The organism is Telluria sp. ZB4P34 (assembly GCF_059686055.1).
In genome coordinates this window covers 85,717-105,834 of the sequence record NZ_JCASIF010000004.1, presented here as the reverse complement: position 1 = coordinate 105,834, position 20,118 = coordinate 85,717, and the positions used below count along the sequence as shown (strand labels likewise).

The following is a 20,118-nucleotide window of genomic DNA, read 5'->3' as shown; positions in this document are numbered from 1 at the left end:
TAAGCCAGCCGCGCTAGAGTCGCGCCATCTCAACAAGGGGAAAGGCGATGGATGTCGTCAAGCTCGGGCCGGTGGTCCTGTCCACCACCGTGATGCTGGTGCTGGGCGGCCTGCTGGCCGCCAACCTGCTGGCCGGCTGGTTCGCCCGTCGGCGCGGCCTGGATGCGGGCCCGGTGCTGTGGAAGATGACGCTGTCCTGCTTCATCGCCGCACGCGCCGTGTTCGTGCTGCGCCACCACGACCTGTTCGCGGAACGTCCCTGGACCGCACTCGACTTCCGCGACGGCGGCTTCGACGCCACGGCCGGCCTGCTGGTCGCCTGCGTGGTCGGCGCCGAGCTGACCCGCCGCCATGCGGCCCTGCGCCGTCCCGTACTGGCTTCCGCGCTGGCCGGGATCGCCATCTGGCTGGGCGGCACGCTGCTGCTGCAGGCTTTTGCGCCGCCCCTGGCGCCACTGCCCGAACTGAACGTGCGCCGCCTCGACGGCCTCGAGGTCCCCTTGCGCAGCTTCGCCGGCCGGCCGCTGGTGGTGAACCTGTGGGCCACCTGGTGTCCGCCGTGCCGGCGCGAGATGCCGGCGCTCGGCGCAATGCAGGCGAAGCGCCCCGACGTCGCCTTCGTGTTCGTGAACCAGGGCGAATCGGCGCAGGCGGTCGCGCGCTTTCTCTCGGCGCAGGGACTGCGCTTGCAGAACGTGGTAATCGATCCGGCCGGCCAGGTAGCGGCCCGCACCGGGGCGGCGGGGTACCCGACCACCCTGTTCTACGACGCCCGCGGCGTGCTGCGCGCCCGCCATGTGGGCGAAGTGTCCGAGGCGACGCTCAGCGAAAAGCTCGAGGCGCTGGCGCCGTAGCGGGGAGGCCGTCGCCGCCAGGCGTGCGCACCTGTCCCTTGCGGCGCTGCATACTGCCTGGCTCGGACTACCCACACAGGAGTTGCCATGACAACAGTCGATTTGGACGAGCTCGAACGGGCCGCCATGCTGGTCGAGGACGGCGCCGGATCGGTCACTGCCCTGGTGTCGCGCGAGACCGGCATGATCCACCTGCTGAACGACGAGTACATGGACGAAGAGGCGCCGATGCCGTCGGTGTCCGCTGGCGGTGGCGGCTATGTGGAAGTGCCGCCGGCAGGCACGCTCGGCATCGGCGATGGGCTGGTGCTCCGCTTCGCCGCCACCCACCTGGCCGACGACCAGGATGCGGTGCGCGACATGTTCCGCGACCGTGACACCGAAGGCTTCGCGCGCCTGCTGGAACAGCGCGGTCTCGGCCAAGCTTGGGAGGGTTTTCACGCGGACGCCACCACGAGCGCACTGCGGCACTGGTGCCGGGAAAACGGTTTGCAAGCGGCCGACTGAAACGCAACGCGCGGCCTGCCCTGACGATAGCCGACGCATGGTAAGGAAAGGGCAAGGCCGTATGGCACGGCCCTGCCCGGCTCATCGCTGTTACTGCTTGACTGCAACAGCAGCGAGCTGCGTGTTCTGCTCGTCCAGCCAGGTCTTCAAGGGCGCAAAATAGTCGAGCAGCGCCGAGCCGTCGATCCGCTCTTCGCCGGTGGCCGCCTTCAAGGCCTCCTGCCACGGCTTGCTGGCGCCCATTTCGAGCAGGTTCTGCAGCTTGGCGCCCGCTTTCTTGCTGCCGTAGATCGAGCACTGGTGCAGCGGTCCCTTGTAGCCGGCTTCGGCGCACAGGGAGCGGTGCAGCTGGAACTGCAGCAGGTGGGCCAGGAAGTAGCGTGCATAGGGAACGTCGGCCGCCACGTGGTACTTGGCGCCGGCGTCGAAGCCGCCAGCCGCCATCGGCGCCGGACGGCCCACGCCCATGTACTGCTCGCGCAGCTGCCACCAGGTCTTGTCGTAGTCGTCCGGCTTGACCTTGCCGGCATACACGTCCCAGCGCCACTTGTCGACCGAGTAGGCGAACGGCAGGAAGGCCACCTTGGACAGGGCGGTCTGCAGCAGCTCGCCGATCTCGGCGCCGGCCTCGGGCGCCTTGTCCATCAGGCCCAGCTGCTGGTAATAGCTCGGCGTCATCGACAGCGCGACCGTGTCGCCGATGGCTTCATGGAAGCCGTCGTTGGCGCCGGTCTGGAACAGGATCGGCTGGTTCTTGTAGGCCAGCTGGTAATAGGTGTGGCCCAGCTCATGGTGGATGACCTTGAATTCCTCCGAGGTCGGCCGGATGCACATCTTGATGCGCACATCGTCCTTGCGGTCGATGCTCCAGGCCGATGCATGGCACACCACGTCGCGGTCGGCCGGCTTGGTCAGCAGCGAACGGGTCCAGAAGGTCTCCGGCAGTTTCTGCATGCCGAGCGAGGTGTAGAAGCGCTCCGCGTACTGCGTCATCTCCTTGGCCGACATCTTGCGGTCGACCAGCACCTTGGTCAGGTCGAAGCTGCCTGCGCCGGTCGCCGGCTTGAGCAGCGGGTAGATGTGCTCCCAGTTCTGGCTCCACATATTGCCGAACAGGTGGGACGGCACCGGACCGCTGGCCGGGACCACGGAGGCGCCGTAGTGCTGGCGCAGCTTCAGGCGGGTGTAGGTGTGCAGCGAATCGTAGAGCGGCTTGACCTGCTGCCACATGCGCTCCATCTCGGCGGCGAACTCCTCGGGCTTCATGTCGTACTGGGAGCGCCACAGGGCGCCGGTGTCGGCGAAGCCCATTTCGCGCGCGCCCTTGTTGGACAGGGCCACGTAGTCGACATAGGTCTGCTTGTAGCTGGGCGCCTGCTGGTGCCAGCCGATCCAGGCATCCTTGAGCCTGGCGGGATCGCGGCTGGTCGCCAGGGTCTTTTCCAGTTCGCCCAGCGGCAGGCAGGCATCCTTCGATTCGCTCGGGCAGTACTTGGCCTTGCCGTAGGCGCCCGACAGGGCCGCCTGCTTGGCGGCGTAGGCGGCGCGCTCCTTCGGATCCGACAGCATCAGGGTCAACTGCAGCAGCTTGAGCTTGCGCGCCGAATCTTCCTTGAGCTTGAGACCGTTGTAGCGGCGCGCGGCCAGGGCCGCCTCACCCTGCGAGTTCAGGGCCTTTTCGCCGAAATAGCTGGCGATCGCTTCCGTGTCGTCGGTGATGAAGTTCGCGCCGATCCACTGGGCGCGCGCGATGTTCTCGTATTCGTCGGCGAAGCGGGTCTCGGTGGCCGCGATGAACTTCTCGGCTTCGGCAACGGTCGGCCTGGCCTTCGGCGCGGCAACAGCGCCGGTGGCGGCAGCGATGGCGGTCAGCGCGAACAGCGCAACAAGGCGCGAAGGGCGGGATGGCTGTGGGGATGTCAAGTCTGTCTCCTGTGGATGGTCGTGCTTTGTTATAAAAAGTTGTCGCTAGTATAGTTAAGCACTGGACGTGCGCGGGAGACTTTTTTTCCCGGCCTTCCCTGTACCGACATCCTGTGGTACAACATCGCCGCATCCAGGAGAGCCCATGCAAGTCAACCCGATCCAGTTGTTCGACGCCGAATCCTCGACCTACACCTATATCCTGTCCGCGCCGGACAGCCGTGACGCCGTGATCATCGACCCGGTCGACCGCCACTGGGAGCGCGACCTGGCGCACGTCGAGCGGCTCGGATTGACGCTGACCCACGTGCTCGAGACCCACGCCCACGCCGACCATGTGACCTCGGCCGGCAGGCTGCGCCAGCTGACTGGCGCCAAGGCCTGCGTGCCGAGCGGCTGCGGCATCCCGCCGGCCGAAGTCCAGCTCAACGACGGCGACCTGATCCGTTTTGGTGCGCGCGAACACATCGCCGTGATCCATACCCCTGGCCATACCGCAGGCAGCATGTGCTACCTGTGGCGCGGCAACCTGTTCACCGGCGACACCCTGCTCGTGAACGGCTGCGGCCGCACCGATTTCCAGGGCGGAAGCGCGGAAGCACTGTACGACAGCGTCATCCGCAAGCTGTTCGCGCTGGACGACGCCACCCGGGTCTGGCCCGGCCACGACTACAAGGGCCAGTCGGTGTCGACCATCGGCTGGGAAAAGCGCACCAACGCACGCCTGGCCGGCCGCACGCGCGAGGAATTCGTGGCGCTCATGGCCGCCCTCGACCTGCCGCGGCCGAAGCTGATGGACGTGGCGGTGCCGGCCAACCGCAACCTGGGGCTGGGGCACGTGGCCTGAGCCGCTTCCATACCGGACCGGGTCGGCGCAACGCGCTGCCGGTGTCAAGGATCGGCGCGCCCGCTGTTGTGATAAGTCGGCAACATTCCTGTATCATTTCCTTTAGTTAATGTAACCTGCGCTGGCAGCAACTTTTTCATCGGGCGTACCGGGAGGGCAACTGCATGAAACAGTTCGACGACCTCGCGCACTGGCGCACGCGCATCTTCTCGACCCTGATGTCGACCGTGCTGGTCGTGGGCGCCGTGGCGGCGCTTCCCAGCACGGTGCTGGCACTGGCCGACGGCTTGTGGCAGGTCGCGCTGATGGACGGCGTCGCGCTGGCCTGGCTGTTCGCCATCTGGTGGTGCGATCGCCTCCCCTACCGCCTGCGCGTGCTGAACTTCCTGGCGGTTCTCTTCCTCGTGGGCGTGGGCCTGATGCTCACCGTCGGCGCGGTGAGCCAGATCTTCCTGATCGGGCCGCCCGTGCTGGCGGTGGTGCTGCTCGGTACCCGGCAGGCGCTGGCGGCCCTCGTGCTGAGCGCGGCGACCATCCTCGCGCTCGGCCTGTCCGGACACGCCAGGCTGGTGGTCGAAGGGCTGGGCGACGGGGGCGTGCTGGCCACGCTGGTGGTCACCCTCAACTACCTGTGCGTGGGCGCCCTCATCACGGTCGCCTGCGGCGCCCTGCTCAAGGGCCTGTCCCAGACCCTGGGCGAGGTGCAGGGCTTCGCCGACACCCTGGCGGCCAAGCAGGACAGGCTGCATGAGCTGAACGCCGAACTGCGCCTGACCTCCGCCGCGGTGGCGCGCCTGAACGACATGGTGCTGATCGCGCGCGCGGTGGACCTCCCGGACGCCCAGCAGCCGATCATCTTCGCCAACGAAGCCTTCGAGCGCCGCACCGGTTACCGGCGCGAGGAGATCATCGGACGCAGCATGCGCCTGCTGCACGGTCCCGACACCGACCCGGAAGTGGTGGCGCGCATCCTGCAGGCGGTGGCGCGCAACGAAGCGGTCAGCGCCGAGCTGCTCAACTACACCAAGGATGGCGAGCCCTTCTGGGCCGAAATGGACATGGTCCCCTTCGCCAGCGAGGACGGGCGCAGCACGCACTGGGTCGTGGTCGGGCGCGATGTCACCGAGCGCCGCAATTCGGCCAAGGCGATCCACCACCTGGCCTTCTACGACGTACTCACCGGCCTGCCCAACCGCCGCCTGTTCACCGAGCGCCTCGATGCCCTGGTGGCCGCGCGCGACGCCGGCGGCACCCTCGGGGCGGTCCTGTTCATCGATCTCGACAACTTCAAGTACGTCAACGACGCGCGCGGGCACGCCACCGGCGACGCCCTGCTGCGCCACGCGGCCGAGCGCCTGGTGGCGGCCGTGCGCGTGCGCGACACCGTGGCCCGCCTCGGCGGCGACGAATTCGTGATCCTGCTGGGCGACCTGGGCCACGACGCAGCGCTGGCCACCGAGTCGGCCATGGGGCTGGCGCGCAAGGTGCTGGCCGCGCTCGGCGAGGAAGTCGCCATCGGCGAGCACGTCTACCGCTCCTCGGGCAGCATCGGCGTGGCCCTGCCGCTGCGTCCCGGTCAGACCGGCCTCGACCTGCTGCGCGAAGCCGATACCGCGATGTACCAGGCAAAGGCTGCAGGCCGTAACGGCGTGGCCCTGTTCGAGACCGGCATGCTGGCCGCAGCCGAGCAGAAGTTCACGCTCGAGCGCGACCTCGCGCTGGCGCTCGAGAAGGGCGAGCTGGCCATGCACCTGCAGCTGCAGGTCGACGGCCGCCAGCGGCCGGTGGGCGCCGAGCTCCTGATGCGCTGGCGCCGCGCCGACGGCATCCTGGTGCCGCCGGACGTGTTCATCCCGATTGCGGAATCCACTGGCCTGATCGTCCCGCTCGGGAAGTGGGTGCTGCGCCAGGCCTGCGCCGCCTGGCTGCGCCTCGAGCAGGCCGGCCACCCGCTGCCGCTGTCGATCAACGTCAGCCCTGCCCAGTTCCGCCAGCCCGACTTCGTTTCCCAGGTGCGCGCCGTGCTCGAAGAGACCGGCGCGCCGCCGGAACAGTTGATTTTCGAGGTCACCGAAGGCCTGCTGGTGTCGCACCTGGACGACACCATCGCCCGCATGCACGAACTGTCCGCACTCGGCATCCGCTTCTCGGTGGACGATTTCGGCACCGGCTACTCGAACCTGGCCTACCTGCGCCGCATGCCGCTGTACGAACTCAAGATCGACAAGAGCTTCATCCGCGACACCCCGAACGACGTCAACGGCACCGCGATCGTGCAGTCGATCCTCGCCATGGCCGAGCACCTCGGCCTGCGCGTGGTGGCCGAGGGCATCGAGACCGCCCAGCAGGTCCAGTACCTGACCCAGCACGGCAGCCCCTGCATGCAGGGCTACCTGTTCGCCCGCCCCGCTCCGCTCGACGAGGTGCTGGCCTTGCTGGGCGCCATCGACAGCGAACCCGCCGCGGCCTGAGCCGCACCAACAGGAGAAAGCCATGGCGCACCAGGCCATCCTCGACATCGCGACGCCGGGACGCGGCGCCCGCGACATCACCGCGGCGGTGGCGGAAGTGGCGCGCGCCTCCGGCGTGGCGTGCGGCCTGGCCCACGTGTTCGTGCAGCACACCAGCTGTTCGCTCCTGATTACCGAGAACGCCGACCCCGACGTGCGGCGCGACCTGGAGACCGTGCTGGCGCGCCTCGCGCCGGACGGCGACCCGGCCTACCGCCACGATGCCGAAGGTCCGGACGACATGGCGGCCCACGTGCGCAACATGCTCACCGGCTCCGGCCTGAGCGTGCCGGTGGGCGGGGGCCGCCTGCTGCTAGGAACCTGGCAAGGCATCTACCTGTACGAGCACCGCACGGCGCCACACCGGCGGCGCGTCGTGGTGACCATTCTATAGCGCAACAAATGTTCCCCCAGAGATGGGGGAGGACCCGGTCCCGGCGTTTCCCTATACTCCTTGCAGGCTGTGACGCTGCACCTGTGCGGCGCAGCGAAAGCGGCCCCCGAATTCCACGCGCCGGCGTTGCCCAAGCACACAAGGACCCTACTCAAGTCATGGATTTTCTCGACGACATACTCGAGGCGCGCATGGCGCGCCTTAGCCAGAGTGCGTTGTGCATCTACATGGCCGATGCCAGGGTCGACCCGTTCCTGCGCCTGTCCTTCATTCCCGCCATGATCTTCTTTACCATGGGCTTCAAGGACATCCTGGCCGCGCTGCGCGACAACAGCGACAGGTCACCCCTGCAGCAGAGCGTGCACCGGCACTGCGACGAGGACGCCTTCCACTGGCAGTGGTACCTCGACGACCTGGAGAGCATCGAACACGGGCGACGCCTGCTGCGGCTGCCGGCGGCCCAGGCCTTCACCGACATCTGGGCTCCCGCCAACCACGCCACCCGCGAAACCGTCTACCACACCATCCACCTCGCCAAGACCTGGCGCACCCCGTTCTACCGCATGGTCATCATCCGCGCGCTGGAAGCCACCTTTTCCTGCTTCAACGAACCGATGTACCGGCTGGTCGACGAGCTGGGCCTCGCCGAGCGCCTGCACTACTTCGGCCGCGTGCACCGCCACGCCGAGGCCAACCACATCGCGCGCCACACCGTCCTGCCGCCGCCCATGCATACCGTGGCCGAGGACGAATTCATCACGGCCGACTTCCTCGTGAACCAGCTGTTCGACGCCTTCCGCCGCATGTTCGACTGCTGGCATGCGGCGCGCCTGACCGGGCAGGCAATGCGTCCCGCGGCCTGACGCGCGCATCGTCTCCACGCCGCGGCAGGCATGCGGCATATGCATCCATTTGTCGTGGACAGCGCCAGCGCCAGCCGGTAGGCTGAAGCCTCGTTCTTTTGATAGAGGTTTGTCCATGTCCTCCGTGTCCGCCAGGCTGCGCGCCGCCGCCATCCTGCTGCTCGCCCTGCCCGCCGCCGCTCTTGCGGCCACCGCCGCAGCCGCCCCCGGCGGGTCCGCCGCGCCCATCGCCGACCACCACCAGCACCTGTTCAGCGCGCCCATCATCGCCCTGATCGATCCGAAGCCGGGGCCGGACGCGCTGCGCGAGCTCCCGGTGAGCGAGCTGATCGCCGTGCTGGACAGCGCCGGGATCCGCCGCGCCGCCGTCATGTCGACCGCCTACATGTTCGGCCGCCCCTCGCGCGTGGTGGAAGACGAATACGCCAAGGTGAAGGCGGAGAACGACTGGACCGCGGCCCAGGCCGCGAAGTACCCCGGCCGCCTGCGCGCCTTCTGCGGTTTCAACCCGCTCAAGGACTATGCGCTGGCCGAACTGGCGCGCTGCGCGGCCCACCCGGGCCTGCGCCACGGGATCAAGATGCACTTCGGGAATTCCGATGTCCAGCTCGACAACCCGGCCCACCTCGCGCGCCTGAAGGAAGTGTTCCGGGCGGCCAACCGGCATCGCATGGCCATCGCGGTCCACATGCGCGCCTCCATCTCGCTCAAGCGCCCGTATGGCGAAGCGCAGGCGCGCGCCTTCCTGGAACAGCTGATGCCCGAGGTCCCGGACACCATGGTGCAGGTGGCGCACCTGGCTGGCGCGGGACCGGGCTACGAAGACCCGCCGGCCAACGAGGTAATGCGCGTGTTCGCCGAGGCGGCCGCGCGCAAGGACCCGCATACCCGCACGCTGTACTTCGACGTGGCCTCGATCGCCACGCCGGACATCAGCCCGCAGCACGCGCGCGAGATGGTCGAGCGCATCCGCATGGTGGGCGTCGACAGGATCCTGTACGGTTCCGACGCCGCCACGCCCACCAACATGAAGCCGCGCGAGGCCTGGGCGGCGTTCAGCGCGCTGCCGCTTACCGCGGAGGAGCGCGCGCGGATCGCCGGCAACGTCGCGCCATATCTGCGCTGAGCCGCAATAACTGTGCCGAGGTGTGCCGGGGTGAGCCGGCGGCGCGCCGACCGGGCGACGCGCCGCCCGGTCGCATGCTATCGTAGCCCGGCAATATCGCACGCAGCCAGGGGCACGCACATGCATCCGTCGAACATCGTCCTGCTCGAGTTCCACCCGGAACGCGATGAGCTTTGCTACGGCAAGGAATTGCGCGACGGCCTGTCGGTCGCCCTGCGCATGGGGAATTCGCTGTGGGTCGCCAATGACGAATCGGTGAGCCTCGAACGCCTCACCATCAGCGAGGAAGACAGCACCGGCAGGAGCAGCTACGCGCGCGAGCACCGGCAGTACGCGCTGCACGATTTCCTCGACCTGCCGCTGCCGCCGCACGGCGAAACGGCGGACGACATCAACGAGGCCGATATCGAGGGCCTGGCCTGCGACGGCAAGTACCTGTGGCTGGCCGGCTCGCACAGCCTGCGCCGCCGGCAGCCGAAGGCCGGCGACGGCGTCAAGAAGGCGCACCGGCGCCTGGCCAGCCTCAGCTTCGATGCCAACCGTTACCTGCTGGCGCGCATCCCGGTGGTCACGGAAGGCGAAGGCTTTACGCTCGCACGCGAGGCCGCGCACAAGGACAAGCCCAGGTGCGCGGCCATGCTGCGCGGCGACGAGCACGGCAACGAGCTGACCGCGCTGCTGCGCGAAGACGAGCACCTCGGCCCCTTCCTTGCCATTCCCGGCAAGGACAATGGCTTCGACATCGAGGGCCTGGCGGTGGCCGGCAAGCACCTGCTGCTGGGCCTGCGCGGCCCGGTGCTGCGCGGCTGGGCGCTGGTGGTGGAAGTCGCCCTCGTCGACGACGAGGCGCCGGGCCGCTTGCGCCTGGCGCCGGTCGCCGACGACGGCAGCCTGTACCGCAAGCACTTCCTCGACCTCGGCGGGCTTGGCATCCGCGACCTGTGCGTGCAGGGCAAGGACATCCTCGTGCTGGCCGGCCCCACCATGGACCTCGATGGCCCGGTCACCGTGTTGCGCTGGCGCGGCGGCGCCGCGCCCGGCAAGGAATGCGTACTGCATGCGGATGAACTCGAACGGGTGCTGGAGCTGCCCTTCGGGCACGGCGTCGACCATCCCGAGGGCATCGCCCTGTTCGGCGCCGGCCGCCACGGCCTCGAAACGCTGCTGGTGGTGCACGATGCCGCGTCGCCCAGCCGCCAGATCGGCGAGAGCACGCTGGTGGCGGACGTATTTACCTTGCCGAAATAGTGCTGATAAACGGAAGCTTCCCGCAGCCTCGTGACTTTTGTTGAATTTCGGCGCCTGGTCCGGGTGCTATGCTCCGCCCCTCGCTTCCGATTCAACGCAATGACTTCCAAGAATACCCTGTGGGCACTGCTGGTGCTCATGTTTGCCTGCGGCATGGCCGACGCCCTGCACGCGGCAGCCCATATGCGCATGCCGGCCTGGTGGGCCCTGCTGTCGGCCTTCCTGCTGAACTTCCTGCCCTATTACTGGTACCGCCTCGACAGCGAAGCGCGCCTGTACCGGCGCTCGCGCTGGATGAACTCGGCCGTCGTCGCGCTCTCGCCCCTTGCCATCCCGGTCTACCTCCTGCGCAGCCGCCCGCGAGGCAGCCGCATGGAAGCGCTTGCGCGCCTGTCGGGCTTCCTGCTGCTGATGCTGGCCGCCGCACTGGGCGGCGTGCTAGCTTTCTTCGCGATGCCCGGCTGAACAGCTGCACGCGCCACCACCCCGGAACTACCACATGGAGACACGATGATCGCATTCAGGGATTTTTCCTTTCACCAGTTCGGCCGGCCGGAAGGCATCGACCGCGCCCTGGTGGACGCCAACGAGTGGATGCAGCGCACCGGCATCCAGCCGCTCAACATTGAAACTCTGAAGAACGTAGCCGGGGGCGGCATGGCGAACCTGATCTTCTCCGACGTCGGACTGCGCGTCTGGTACGTAGTCGGAGCGGCCGGGCGCGACGAGTTCTAAAATAGGTGACGCAGGTCCTGCGCCATCTATGCCGCAATCCTGCTAAGGTAGCAGCAATGCCGCGCGCCGCGCGGCGAGCCCTATCACGAATGGAGGACAGCATGCGTAAAATGATCATGATGGCCATTGCAGGCCTGCTCTGGAAGAAATTTGGCGGCAAGTACGCCCAGCGCTACCCGATGGGCCGCCGCAGCTACCGCCGCTTCTGAGCGTCGGCAGGAAGCTTTCGTCCGGAAGGCCGTCCACGGCGGCCTTCCATGCAGTAGAATCGCTGGCTTTAAGGCAACTTCGATTTCACCTTAAGGCCAACGATGGACGACGCGAAGCATGAACTCAAACGCGGCTTAAAGAACCGCCACATCCAGCTGATCGCGCTCGGCGGCGCCATCGGCACCGGCCTGTTCCTGGGCGTCGCCCAGACCATCCAGCAGGCCGGCCCTTCCGCCCTGCTCGGCTACGCCCTTGCCGGCCTGGTCGCCTTCCTCATCATGCGCCAGCTTGGCGAGATGATCGTCGACGAACCCGTCGCCGGTTCCTTCGGTTATTTTGCCAGCAAGTACGGCAGCCCCATGGCCGGCTTCGTCTCCGGCTGGAACTACTGGGTGATGTACATCCTCGTCAGCATGGCCGAACTGTCCGCGCTCGGCATCTACGTCCAGTACTGGTTCCCCGAGATTCCCACCTGGGTCTCGGCGCTCGCGTTCTTCGTCCTCGTCAACCTGCTCAGCCTGCTCAACGTGAAGGCCTTCGGCGAGCTTGAATTCTGGTTCTCGATCATCAAGGTTGCGGCCGTGGTCGGCATGATCCTGTTCGGCTGCTACCTCTTGATCAGCGACACGGCCGGCCCGCAGGCCGGCGTGGCCAACCTGTGGCAGCATGGCGGCTTCTTCCCGAACGGCTTTGCCGGCCTGGCCCTGTCGATGGCGGTGATCATGTTCTCGTTCGGCGGCCTGGAAATGATCGGCATCACGGCCGCCGAGGCGGACAATCCGGGGCGGACCATTCCGCGCGCCATCAACCAGGCTATCTGGCGCATCGCCATCTTTTACGTCGGCGCGCTTGCCGTGCTGCTGATGCTGTATCCGTGGCAAAAGGTGGTCACGGGCGGCAGTCCCTTCGTCCTGATCTTCGCGGCCCTCGACAGCAATGCGGTGGCGAACGTCCTCAACCTGGTGGTGCTGACGGCGGCACTATCGGTGTACAACGGCTGCGTGTACGCCAACAGCCGCATGCTGTTCGGCCTGGCCGAACAGGGCAATGCGCCGCGCGCCCTGCTGAAGTTGAGCCGGCGCGGCGTGCCGCTCGCGGCGCTGGCCGTGTCCGCGGTCGCCACCGGTATCTGCATCTGCATCAACTACTTCCTGCCGCGCGAAGCCTTCGGCATGCTGATGGGCCTGGCCGTGGCCGCCCTCGTCATCAACTGGGGCATGGTGTGCTGGAGCCACCTGCGCTTCCGGCGCGCCAAGGCCGCCGCCGGCCAGGCAACCGCTTTCCGCAGCCCCCTGTTTCCCCTCACGAACTACCTGTGCCTGGCATTCCTGGCCGGCATCATCGTGGTGATGTACCTGACCCCGGGCCTGCAGCTGTCGGTATGGATGATGCCGGCCTGGCTGGCACTGCTGGGCTTCGGCTACTGGCTGCGCCAGAAGAAGGGCCCGGGCGCCACGGCGGTGTCCTCGCCGGCCGTAAAGACGCCGTAATGCGACATCCCGGCCGCATTTCATGCACGGCCCATTAAATTGTCGTGTTGCGGTAGCTCAACAGCAAAGCTGTTGATAAAGTAGCACTCCAGTGGAGCCGCGATCGCGTCGATCCGATGCCGGTGATGCTCCATGCGCTTGCCCCGGGCGGCCACCCGCCGTCCGGGCGCCGACCAACCATGTGTGGAGGAGTCAGCTTGAACAAGATCGTTGCCACTGTCGTCGCCGTTTCCCTGCTGGCGGCCGACGCCAGCGTCGTCGTCGCGGCCCAGGACTATGCCAAGTACAGCCAGGAGGCGCTGGAGAAGGAACTGGCGCGGATCGCCACGTCGCGCCTGAGCGTGATGGTGCCCATGCGCGACGGCGTAGGCCTGTCGACCGACATCTACATGCCGAAGAACCCGAACGGCAAGCTCCCGACAATCCTGTGGAAGACCCCGTACAACGAGGGCAAGCTCAAGGGTTCGACCCAGCGCTACGTGCTCGAATCGGTCAAGCGCGGCTACACCTTCATCGTCCAGAACGAGCGCGGCCGCTATTTCTCGCAGGGTAAATGGGAAATCCTGGGCAATCCGCAGACCGACGGTTACGACACCCTGTCCTGGATTGCGCAGCAGCCCTGGTCGAACGGCAAGGTCGGTACGCTGGGCTGCTCCTCCTCGGCCGAATGGCAGCTGGCCCTGGCCGGCCTGAACCACCCGGCCCATGCGGCCATGGTGCCGATGGCGGCCGGCGCCGGGATCGGCAAGGTCGGCCGCTTCCAGGAGCAAGGCAACTGGTACACGGGCGGCGTGCCGCGCAACCTGTTCTTCGTGTGGCTGTACGGCGTCGACAATCCGCTGCGCGCGGAGCTGCCGGCCTCGATCACGGACGAAAAGATGCGCGCCCGCATCGAAGCCTACAACGACCTGGATCCGAAGAAGCCGCAGGTCGACTGGAACAGGCAGATCAAGCACCTGCCGGTCGACCAGTTGCTGTCGTCGCTCGGCGAGCCGCCCGGCACTTTTGAAACCCTGATCAAGCGCACCCCGGCCGACCCGGGCTGGCGCAAGGGCGGCCTGTACCACGAAGGCATGGGCTGGGGCGTGCCGGCGCTGTGGTTCAACAGCTGGTACGACGTCTCGATCGGCCCGAACCTCGAGCTGTTCAACCATGCACGCGCGGCCGGCACCGACAAGGAAGCCAGCGCCAACCAGTACGCGGTGGTGGCGCCGAACGTGCACTGCGCCTTCTCGCGGCTGGGCCCGAACAACACCATCGGCGAGCGCAACATGGGCGACACCAGCTTCGACGTCGACGGCGCCATTTACGGCTGGTTCGACCGCTGGCTCAAGGGCGACACCAAAGCCTTCCCGAGCACCACCCCGCAGGTGCGCTACTTCGAGATGGGCGCCAACCGCTGGCAGAGCGCGGGCGCCTGGCCGCCGGAGAAGGCCAAGCCGATGCGCCTGTACCTGCGCTCGGGCGGCAAGGCGAACTCGCTGTACGGCGACGGACGCCTCAGCGCCGAGGCCCCAGCCGCCAACGAGGCGGCGGACCGCTACCGCTACGATCCAATGAACCCGGTGCAGACGATCGGCGGCGGCGATTGCTGCAATGGCGGCATCGTGGTGCCGGGCGCCTTCGACCAGCGTCCGGTCGAGGCGCGCAGCGACGTGCTGGTGTACACCAGCGACCCGCTGCCTAAGCCGGTCAGCGTGGCCGGTTTCGTGGACGCGGTGCTGAAGGTCTCGTCGAATGCCAGGGACACCGACTTCGCCGTGAAGCTGGTCGACGTCGCCCCGGACGGCACCGCCTGGATCGTCGGCGACACCATCTTCCGCGCCCGCTACCGCAACGGCTTCGACAAGCCAGCGCCCTTGACGCCGGGCGAGGTGGTGACGATCCGCCCGACCCCGATCGCGACCGCGATCCAGTTCGGCGCGGGCCACCGGATCCGGGTCGAGGTGACCTCCTCCAACTTCCCGAAGTTCGTGCGCAACCTGAACACGGGCGGGCCGAACGAGAGCGAGAAGACGGGCGTGGTGGCGGATAACGTGCTGCACCACGACGCCGGCAACCAGAGCTATATCGAACTGCCGGTCGTGCAATAAGACTGCGCGCACAGCGAACGACGCGCCGGGGGGCAGCTCCGGGCGCATCGTTCGCGCCGGCCTGCCCGTGCGCTCTGCCCCGGCTCGGCGCGTTGGCGGATAGGCCGGTCACCCATAATATGGGGTGTAGCTCACGCCGTTCTGGAGCACGCCCATCAGGGCGACCTGGTTCTCGCTGCTTTCGCTGAACAAGGCCAGCAACTGCTGCATCGAGACATTCTTCCCGTCGAGCTTGTCCAGCCAGAAGTCGTAGCCCGCCTGGTCGGGTGCGCGATGCAGGATGTTTTCGTACAGCCTGGTGAGGAAGCCGCTACTGGTCGGGTGGCTTCCGTACATGCTCCTGAATTCGGCCGATTGATAGAATTCGCCGGCGACGTCCGCCAGTCCGAGGCCCCTGTCCATCTGGGCGATCCAGTAGCCCAATCCGCCTGGATCCGGCGTGCGGTTGAAGGCAGCCTGGTAGAGCCGGTAAGCCTGCCCCGCATTGCCGTCGATATCGATGGCCAGCATACGGTCATCGAACATGATCCGCTCGACCGCAAACAGGCTGTCGCGGTCAAGCGGATCGCCCAGCCTGGTCACCGTTGCCGCCGACTGCAGGAGCCTGACTTGATAGTCGGACGCCTTGCCGGCATATTTGACGGTATCGATGCCGGCCGTTCCCGCTACGTTCGTTGTCTGGCTGCCTGGGATGAAGGTGCGGCCGTCGTAAGACACCAGCGTGTCCTTGATCTGGTAACCGAAATCTTTCAGCATCGCCAGGTCGAGCGGCGATAGCGGTGCGGTCGGGTTGCCAGGTGCGAGCCAGGGCGACTCCGGCGAGGTGCCCGAATGGATGGCATCGTGCGGGTCCATGACATGCGCCCGGTCCTCGCTCATCTGTACCGGCTTGCCGACGATCGCCATGGCGTTCGGACCGTGGAAATACGGCGTGCCGTCCACGTACTCGATGTACCTGTCCATCACGGGCACCCGATTGAAGCCCATCACATGCAGCATTTCATGCACGAATACCTGGACCGAGAAGGGTTCGTAGGCGCCTCCCGGCCGCGACAGCACCGCCGCAAACGGGACGGATACGTTGAGTTCCGCGTCGCTGAGCAGGGGCGTCGTAGCCTGGCCGTCACTGCCCACCTGTGCGGCGACCGACGCGCCTGCATTGGCGTAGGCGCGCCCGCCCAGCACGAGCGCGCGCGTGGCCAGCAAGACCTCGAAGTCGGCGTCGATCACCGCGTTGAACCTGGCGGCCGCCTCGTCCAGCCCGGCCTGGATGGCCGCCTGCTGCACCGGGTGGCTCGTCTGGTTGGCGAAGCTCGCCACGGTGAAGCGGATGCCCGGCTGCGGATCGACGGTGAGCTCGAGGATGGCTGGGGCGGACTGCAGCCCGCCGGCGTTTTCCGTGTACACCGCAAAACTGTGGAAGCCTTTCCCAAGGGCCGGCGTCTTGAGATGCCAGCTGCCGCTGGCATCGGACCGGGTCGTCCCCATTACTTGCCCGTCCTCGACGATGGTGATCGTGCTATTCGGCGCCGCCTCGCCCCAGATCAGGTTCACCGCAGCCGTGCTGACGCCGGACGCATCTTTCGCTACCGCTGCCACGGGCGCGCCCGGCACCATCGTGTTGATCTCGAAGGACAGGGGCTGGCTCGGCGCCGATGCATTGCCCTGCCCGTCGAGCTGCTTGGCGGCGACCTGCGTGTAGCGGCCGTCCTTCAGCCCCGCCACCTGCAGCGACCATCGTCCTGCGCCGTCGGCCTTCGCGGTGCCGAGCACCAGGTCCTGCTGGTAGCTGTGGCCCGACCCGGGCGGCTCCTCGTAGACGCGGCGGCCGGTCACCTCGACCGTCTGCCCGGGCTGCGCCGTTCCCGTGAAGCTTGCGACGTTCCCGACGATCTGGCCGGCGCCGTTCAGGATGACCTGCGCGCCCGGAGCCGGCGGCGCCTTCGGATTGACGAGGGTAATGGCGGTGGCCACGCCCATCGCCTGCAGCATCGCCGGGGTGTAGATGCTCGTATTTCCGGCCTGGTCCGCAACCGCGACGAAAGCGATGTTGTAGGTACCCGGCGCGGTCGATGGGCTCACCGCAAGATTCGAGATCGCATACCCCGGTGTCGCGTCGCCAAAGCCATCGATGGTCGACTGCTCGCCATCCCTGAACTGGAAAAACGACAGGAATCCGCCGCGCGGGTCGATAAGGGGCCGGTCGAACACCACTTGCACATACGAAATTCCGCTGCCGTTGCCGTCGTCGGCGCCGACCTCGAACCGGAGCGCGCCCGTACCGACGTCGCCACCAGCGGGAATGCGCAGGAAGTTCAGCTGTGGTTTGCTTGTATCGGCCATCTTGCGGGTCCAGGTTCGGTGTCAGCGGATCTTCAAGGAATACGGCGCATTGCGGTAGCGTCCAACATGCAAATGCACGTAGCCGTCGGGCGACAGGATCGCTGACAGCGGCAGCGAATACTTGTAGAGCCAGTGCGGCAGCGTTTCATACATCGTCGGGGCGAACTGCTTGGTCAGCGGGATGCTGGCCGAAGGGTCGCGGCACAGGATGTCCGTGTACCCGCCCGGGAAGTCGTGCAGGATCACGTAGTACTCGATGAACTGTTCCTGGTTGTAGACCGGGCGGATACTTTCGGCCACCGGGCAGGACACCAGATAGCGGTTGTCGCGCTGCGAGAGGATTTCGCCATTGTTGTCCAGATCGATAACGAGTTCCGGATGGTCCCCGCCGTAGTAGTTCGTCGACCCGGTGGTCCATTGCGAGTAGCGGTGCCGGTCTTCGCGCTGGTCGTACAGCGCGTCTTCTTCGATGACCAGCCGGTCGCCGACCACCTCGAAGCTGACGACGTTCTTGTGGGGGAACCGGGTGGAAGTACAGCTGGTCGGCGGGACCATCCCGGCGCTGCAAGGCTTGAGATCGAAGGGAATCACTTCGAGCGTGACGCTGTGGGCGACGACCGTGTTGGTGGCGGTGATGGTGACAGGCTGCGGTTTCAGGAGGCGGATTTCCAGCCCGGTCTGGCCGACGCGGGTGAGCTGGACCGCGTCGGGCACGGACGCCGTGTAGCGGTACAGATCGGAGACCCGGTAGACCCGCACGTACGCTCCGGCCGGGCCCACCAGGTTCGCCGTAGCGCTGGTGCCGACCGCCAGCGGCACCACCCTGCGGTCGAAGCTCGCGAGTGCGACGGTGGAGGACTGGGTGCTCGACACGCCGGTGACCGGATCGCGGATCACCAGGCTTCCGGACCCCGGGGCCATGGCGACCAGCCGCCCGTCCTCGAAGCGCAGGCCGGGTCCCGTCACCTCGACATTGAGCGGCAGGCCGGTGGCCCCGTCCTGGGCGTCGAAGGCTTCGAGTGTTCCTTCCGCTGCGTCGCCGGCGAACAGCAGCAGCGGGTCCGGCTTGACGCGGAAACGCGCCGCGCAATTGGCCACCTGTTTGTTCCGGTCCATGCAGATCACCAGGTCCTTCCTGGTGCCCCAGAAGTGCGCCAGGGACCAGTACTTTTCGATCAGGCTTGCAAGCCCAATCCCGGTTTCGGCCGTCTTGGCGAACGCCAGTTGCAGCCCGAGCTTGGCGCCGATGAAGGCGGCGGCGCGGAAGTCCTTGAAGCAGCTGGCCACGATCGGCGCCGTCGCTACCTGGTCGAGGACAGCCGTGACAAGGTTCGCTTCCAGCACGTTGAGCAGATTGTCGCTGTTGGGTTCCTCGGCAAGCGCAACCAGCCGGGGCACCTGGCCGACGGTACCGACCACCGCGGCGACGCAATTCTCCTTGAACAGGCCGGCCATTCCTTCGACGTACTTGCCGCTGAGATCCAGCAGGATGTCCTTGACGATGTTGTCCAGGTTGGTCTTGATGGCCCGCGGATCCTGGCTGACCCGCAGGCGGAAGCTGCGGCCGGCGTCCTGTACCGGCGTGAGCGTGCGTAGACCGGCGATGCGGCCGCCGATACTGGCCGGCGCCGGGAAAATCTTGTCCTTGCCCGGTTCGCCCAGCTCGGCGCCTCCGTAGTCGAAGCTGCGTACGGTCCAGGCAAGGGAAGTCGAATTGTGCAGCACGGTGTCGCGGCCGATGCTGATCTTCCCGAGCGCGCGCGGATGGCTCACCAGCGTATGGGGAAAGGGCGACTGCGCCGCCGGCGAGGGCGCCAGCGCTGCCCGTCGTGCGCCCTGGAGCAGCCCGGTCTCGGCCTGCCGCGCAACCGACAGCACGGTGCGCAGCAGCGCCGGCGCGTCCGCGGGCGCCGTTCCCTTCGCCAGCTCATCCGTGACCTCGGCCAGCAAGCCGGCAAAACCGGGGGTGGCGGCGATCACGCCATTGAACTGCTGGGAGGACAGGCTCTCCGGCGCCGGAAGCGCCATGCGGACCAGCGCCAGCGCAGTGGAGTGGGCGCCGATCAGGGCGCGCGCGCCGCTGGTGGTGAAACCGGCGGCACGCATCTTGCCGGCAGCGTCGAGCGCCATCACCGGCTGCTCGTCCACCATCGACGGCACCGCCTGCCCGTACGGAACCGCGCCGCGTACCGTCGCCAGCGTCGTGACCGCGGCAGCGGTCGACGCTGGAATGCTGGTGTCGAGCGTCACCTGGCTGGGCGTGCCCAGCAGGTGCTGGATGGTCGTCTCGATGCGCTCCGCCAGCTCCGGCTCTGCGGTGGAGGCGGCGACGGTCCCGATCATCGTGCGCACCGCCTCGTTCGCGATGGGGCCCGCATACACGAGACGCCGGATGTCGCTGTCGAGCGCATCGGTGAACGCGGACACCGCCCCCGCCTTCCGGTCGACGACGGCGACGTCCCCTCCCTGGGCCCCGGCCATGATCGAGAGCGACGCACTGCCGCGCGTCACGGTGCCGGCCCGGATCTGCGTTACCCAGAACGCTGCGCCCGCGCTGTCGGGCGCCCGGTTGAACAGGTAGCGGTAGATCGCGGCAACGAAAGCGGCATCGTCGCCCCCATACATGCCCCTGGACTCGGCGCTGTTTCCGAAGCTGTCGACCAGCATCCGGATGGCGGGGCTGGACGGATAGGCGCGCGCCAACCCGGGGATATCCGAGGGCGCGCCGGCTTCCAGGTACTTCTCGGCATAGAATGCCAGTCCGCCGGGATCGGCGGGACGCCCGAAATACGCCAGATACAGGCGCTGCACCATCGGATGGTAGCGCCTGGCCGCCTGTTCCTCCAGCGCCGACGACTTGCTGGTGACCGTCGCCATGCTCGACGCGGGCGGCGCTGCTTCGCGTCCTCCGCACGACGCGAGCAGAAGCGCCAGCGCGAGCAACTTCAGTAGAACGCAAGCTTTCATCACCTTCT

At 67.3% G+C, this 20,118-nt stretch carries 15 protein-coding genes; 12 read left to right on the top strand and 3 right to left on the bottom strand.

The window, feature by feature from the left end; all coding sequences use genetic code 11:
• Window positions 1-47 precede the first annotated feature (47 nt).
• Window positions 48-854, top strand: coding sequence for a TlpA family protein disulfide reductase (locus AC56KL_RS09450; protein WP_497179895.1), 807 nt, complete (start codon window positions 48-50; stop codon window positions 852-854).
• Window positions 855-941: 87 nt separating this feature from the next.
• Window positions 942-1,361 (top strand): hypothetical protein, encoded by a 420-nt coding sequence (locus AC56KL_RS09445; RefSeq protein WP_497179894.1) that lies wholly within the window; start codon window positions 942-944, stop codon window positions 1,359-1,361.
• Between the two features lie 90 nt (window positions 1,362-1,451).
• On the opposite strand, the gene AC56KL_RS09440 is transcribed toward AC56KL_RS09445, so the two are convergent.
• Window positions 1,452-3,284, bottom strand: a complete 1,833-nt coding sequence (locus tag AC56KL_RS09440; RefSeq protein WP_497179893.1) for a M2 family metallopeptidase — start codon at window positions 3,282-3,284, stop codon at window positions 1,452-1,454.
• 145 nt (window positions 3,285-3,429) lie between these two features.
• Between AC56KL_RS09440 and AC56KL_RS09435 the strand changes: the two genes are divergently transcribed.
• The 10 genes from AC56KL_RS09435 to AC56KL_RS09390 all read left to right on the top strand — a co-directional run bounded on the left by AC56KL_RS09435 (window position 3,430) and on the right by AC56KL_RS09390 (window position 14,800).
• Window positions 3,430-4,131, top strand: coding sequence for an MBL fold metallo-hydrolase (locus AC56KL_RS09435; protein ID WP_497179892.1), 702 nt, complete (start codon window positions 3,430-3,432; stop codon window positions 4,129-4,131).
• A 164-nt stretch (window positions 4,132-4,295) separates the two neighbouring features.
• Window positions 4,296-6,602, top strand: coding sequence for a putative bifunctional diguanylate cyclase/phosphodiesterase (locus tag AC56KL_RS09430; RefSeq protein ID WP_497179891.1), 2,307 nt, complete (start codon window positions 4,296-4,298; stop codon window positions 6,600-6,602).
• A gap of 22 nt (window positions 6,603-6,624) precedes the next feature.
• On the top strand, window positions 6,625-7,035 hold the full coding sequence (locus tag AC56KL_RS09425; RefSeq protein ID WP_497179890.1) for a secondary thiamine-phosphate synthase enzyme YjbQ: 411 nt from the start codon (window positions 6,625-6,627) through the stop codon (window positions 7,033-7,035).
• Window positions 7,036-7,193: 158 nt separating this feature from the next.
• On the top strand, window positions 7,194-7,898 hold the full coding sequence (locus AC56KL_RS09420) for a hypothetical protein (protein WP_497179889.1): 705 nt from the start codon (window positions 7,194-7,196) through the stop codon (window positions 7,896-7,898).
• 115 nt (window positions 7,899-8,013) lie between these two features.
• Window positions 8,014-9,024, top strand: a complete 1,011-nt coding sequence (locus AC56KL_RS09415) for an amidohydrolase family protein (protein WP_497179888.1) — start codon at window positions 8,014-8,016, stop codon at window positions 9,022-9,024.
• 120 nt (window positions 9,025-9,144) lie between these two features.
• On the top strand, window positions 9,145-10,272 hold the full coding sequence (locus tag AC56KL_RS09410; protein ID WP_497179887.1) for a DUF3616 domain-containing protein: 1,128 nt from the start codon (window positions 9,145-9,147) through the stop codon (window positions 10,270-10,272).
• A 99-nt stretch (window positions 10,273-10,371) separates the two neighbouring features.
• On the top strand, window positions 10,372-10,737 hold the full coding sequence (locus tag AC56KL_RS09405) for a hypothetical protein (RefSeq protein ID WP_497179886.1): 366 nt from the start codon (window positions 10,372-10,374) through the stop codon (window positions 10,735-10,737).
• Between the two features lie 45 nt (window positions 10,738-10,782).
• A complete protein-coding gene (locus tag AC56KL_RS09400) occupies window positions 10,783-11,007 on the top strand; it encodes a hypothetical protein (RefSeq protein WP_497179885.1) in 225 nt (74 codons plus the stop codon).
• A 311-nt stretch (window positions 11,008-11,318) separates the two neighbouring features.
• A complete protein-coding gene (locus tag AC56KL_RS09395; protein WP_497179884.1) occupies window positions 11,319-12,707 on the top strand; it encodes an amino acid permease in 1,389 nt (462 codons plus the stop codon).
• Between the two features lie 197 nt (window positions 12,708-12,904).
• Window positions 12,905-14,800: a CocE/NonD family hydrolase gene (locus AC56KL_RS09390; RefSeq protein ID WP_497179883.1), complete on the top strand. Its 1,896-nt coding sequence runs from the start codon at window positions 12,905-12,907 to the stop codon at window positions 14,798-14,800.
• Window positions 14,801-14,908: 108 nt separating this feature from the next.
• Here AC56KL_RS09390 and AC56KL_RS09385 read toward each other — a convergent pair whose 3' ends face one another.
• Entirely contained in the window at window positions 14,909-17,143 is a 2,235-nt protein-coding gene (locus tag AC56KL_RS09385) for a DUF4214 domain-containing protein (RefSeq protein WP_497179882.1), read from the bottom strand.
• A gap of 21 nt (window positions 17,144-17,164) precedes the next feature.
• Window positions 17,165-20,110 (bottom strand): DUF4214 domain-containing protein, encoded by a 2,946-nt coding sequence (locus tag AC56KL_RS09380; RefSeq protein WP_497179881.1) that lies wholly within the window; start codon window positions 20,108-20,110, stop codon window positions 17,165-17,167.
• Window positions 20,111-20,118 lie beyond the last annotated feature (8 nt).